The organism is Mycobacterium sp., from assembly GCF_032159565.1.
GTDB lineage: Bacteria > Actinomycetota > Actinomycetes > Mycobacteriales > Mycobacteriaceae > Mycobacterium.
The window spans coordinates 1-3,082 of record NZ_JAVHWR010000221.1 but is presented as its reverse complement, the minus strand read 5'-3'; the positions used below and the strand labels follow the sequence as shown (position 1 = coordinate 3,082).

Annotated in this window: 3 protein-coding genes; all 3 read right to left on the bottom strand. The window is 62.3% G+C overall.

Going from position 1 to position 3,082, the window contains the following annotated elements:
- Nucleotides 1–131: 131 nt before the first annotated feature.
- Nucleotides 132–1,574: an SAVED domain-containing protein gene (locus QOC76_RS30195; RefSeq protein WP_526363520.1), complete on the bottom strand. Its 1,443-nt coding sequence runs from the start codon at nt 1,572–1,574 to the stop codon at nt 132–134.
- A gap of 43 nt (nt 1,575–1,617) precedes the next feature.
- Nucleotides 1,618–2,145 carry a M67 family metallopeptidase gene (locus QOC76_RS30190; protein WP_526363518.1) on the bottom strand — a complete coding sequence of 176 codons (528 nt, stop codon included), beginning with the start codon at nt 2,143–2,145 and terminating at the stop codon, nt 1,618–1,620.
- A partial coding sequence (locus QOC76_RS30185) for a HesA/MoeB/ThiF family protein (protein WP_526363516.1) occupies nt 2,142–3,082 on the bottom strand: 941 nt, incomplete at its 5' end. The genes QOC76_RS30185 and QOC76_RS30190, both read right to left, overlap by 4 nt.

The window sequence follows — 3,082 nt, the reverse complement described above, 5'->3', positions numbered from 1 at the left end:
CGAAGCGATGTTGCGGGCCGATAATTTGGTGCCGACGGACATATCGCAACGTTATCGGCGAAACATATTGTAAAAATTGAACGTTCATTGCCTCTGCCCGTTCGGAAGGACTGCGTCGGGCACTGGTGCCTCTATTGCGCGACGGTGAAAGCGCGAACGTATGCAGGCCCGCCGAGGTGTTCGTAGACGTGAGTAGTAGCGACGCGGTTCCAGTGATGTCCGAGTAGCACGGCAAGCCCCAGCGGGCCGATTAAGAATAGGTGGATGTTGCCGACCCGCGAATAGCGTCTCGCGACATCGCGGATGGCGACGGCCGCGCTGTTGGCGGAGCTGGGCGTAGGAACTGCGTTCGGCCCGGCGCCCGCTGCAGGCGTGATCGTTACAACTCTGCTGACAGGCAGATTTGTCTCCTGGATCCACTCAATGGTGTCCCGGGCGGCGTCGGCGGAGATATTGACGATGATCGCTGTATCAGCGCCGGCCCCCATGGCTTGCTCGTCGCGGGCGATCGCGTAGTCGTGCGTTGCTTCTTCGCTGGTCCACAGCTGGTCCTTATGGCGGACTCCAACTTCGAAGCCCAGGACACGGCGCAACACCGAGCCGATCAGGAATCCCGTGGCCTGCCTGATGTGGCCGCTCACCAATATGCGCCTTTCGCCGGAGAGTCTGTCAGGGATGGTGCGAATGTCAGCAGCGAGGTCATCCCATGTGAAGGGCTGTGCGGGCTCGATCCGTGTGCCGTCGGTGTCGCCGAGAAATCGTTCCACCCAATCGATGCTTACCGCGGCTTGGTGAGCAATTTGGTCATGCTTGATGGTCGCGACGGAAATAGTTGTCCACGGCGACCCGGCATGGAGGTCTAGGGCGGAGACAGCGGCGTTGATATCGCCGATACTGACCCGACGGTGACCAGCGATCACCTGCTGTGATATCCAGTCCGCACCGCGGCGAACCGCGGCTTCGTCCGACTGAAGACCATTGGCGGTCATCAGCAGGCTGATGTCTTTGCGGAGCCGCTCGATGTCGTATGCGACGTCGAGGTGGAAGTCGTCGAGAAATGCCAGCAGGGTCGGCTCGTCGGTCTCCGCTGTCGCTGCCCACTCGGCTCGGGCCTTTCCCCGGTCAGATCGGGCATTACCTTGCGCCGCGCGGGGGAGCAGCCGGCCGTCGCGTGCGTCGCGATCTCGGAGTAGCAGGTCCTGCGGATCAATCGTTCGGTTGGTGACCAACCGCATCTCCACGGTCGTCCCGCCGGCGGTGAGGTTGCGATGCGCCTTGATCATCTTGCGGAGGATGCCCTCGTAATCGAGCCAGTCGAGCCCGACTGCCGTTCGGTTATCGACGCCATACTTGACCTGCTGATAGGCGTTGGGAGGTTGCCGACGGTGAAGGACGACATCGTCGCCGTTTCCCACGCCTGGTTCTTCCACTCCGATGGCGACGATGGGGTTTGTAGTGTTCCCCGTGATGTTTTCGTGAAGGGCTTCCATGCAAATGCGCCACGCGTATAGCCACTGATAGTCGTCGCCGGCGATCCTGACGCCGCTGGCGCTTGGCATCTCATTGCTGGTCAATTTCACGCTCCTGCTATCGAGATCCTGGCTGGGTGTTGATGCGTCACTTGCTATCTGGCGCCGGAAGGTCGCTTGTGTCATGTTCGGTCGGCGCGGGTTCCAATGGAAGATCGCCAGTCAAACGCACCTCGCAGGCGCGCGGCACGATTGCAACGATTCGTCGCGCGTCAAGTGCGTATCCATCGACAGTGTTCCGCACGAGAATCAGAGTTGGGTTCGGCGTTCGCGGATGCTTCATGGAGATGAGACCGAGAGAAGCAAGGTCCATCGGGCTTGGCCCGACGTCGCTGGGGTGGCTATGCCAGTCGCCGAGGTATCCGAGCCGGCGGTCTGTCCTTCGCGAGGCGCGTACAGCCGGCTGCGTTGCGCCGCCTGGGATCCTGTAGTGCCCCCGTCCTCTGTCGCTGGTGGTGACCTCGATCGCGATGGTGACCCATGGATGCCCGTCCACGTGAACACCGATCAGAATGCCGCCCGTTTCGTTGGGATGCGCATGCCGGGCAGCTGCCATCATCGTGGCCTGCGCGGTCTCGGAAACCATTATGAGCGCGCCGTTTTCCCGTGTGCTCATTTCGTGTCGGTATTGTCCGGTCGCGATGGGTAAAGTGTTCCCGGTCGGTCGAAGGGGGCACTCATTGCTCGGATCACGATGATTCGCTCGTCGGGTCGTTCCTGCCTCCCTGCGAGCAAATCAGTTGCGGTGCAGGCGATTTCTGCCGAAGCTAGTAAAACCGCGACCGGCGAAGCGGCGTTGATGGGGGCGGTGCACCCGAGCTCGAGGAACCCAGAGTCTATTCCCGATGGGTCTTCCGCCGGGAGTTCGAAATAGCGTGGATCTGCCGGTCGAGCTCCGATGGGGGTGTCTCCATCGGCTTGCCGTTGCACACGCGCGAGCGATCCCTGGTGAAACAGCGCGCCCGTAATGAGCGGAACGCCGTCTCGCCTGCAGGTCTCTGCTAATGCCGCGGACACGGAGAATACTCCCGTGCAGTCGATGACCAGGTCGACGTTAGCGATCTGCGCAGAAAGGTCAGTCGGGTCGGTCGGCAGATCGTCATGCCGCTCGATCGTGGTCCAGGGCGCGTGGTCTTCAATCGCCATCGCAAGGGCAAGGGTCTTCCTGTAGCCAACGAGGTGACCCGCGCCGATGTGGCGGACCAGGTTGGCCGTCTTCAGGTCGTCGTTGTCGTGGAGGTGGATGGTTCCGACGCCGCTTGACGCGAGGGCGACAGCGACATGTCCGCCGACGGAGCCGGCGCCGGCGATCAGAACCGTCTTGTCGGACAAGAGGTCCGCGTCGGGTCCGGCGCGGCGTTGGCGCGCTGGGATGTCGTTGGGTGTTGCAGACATGGCGGACGATCTCAACGAATCGCCTCGGCCTTGAAAGCCGACGACCACGGCGTCGTGTTCACGATCGTGGCGCGGCCAGGCCAGCACGATGAAGTCGTAACCGCCGCTGGGTTCAGCGAGTATGGCCGGCTCTCGGGCGGCCAGCCCTCGCTCCAGGT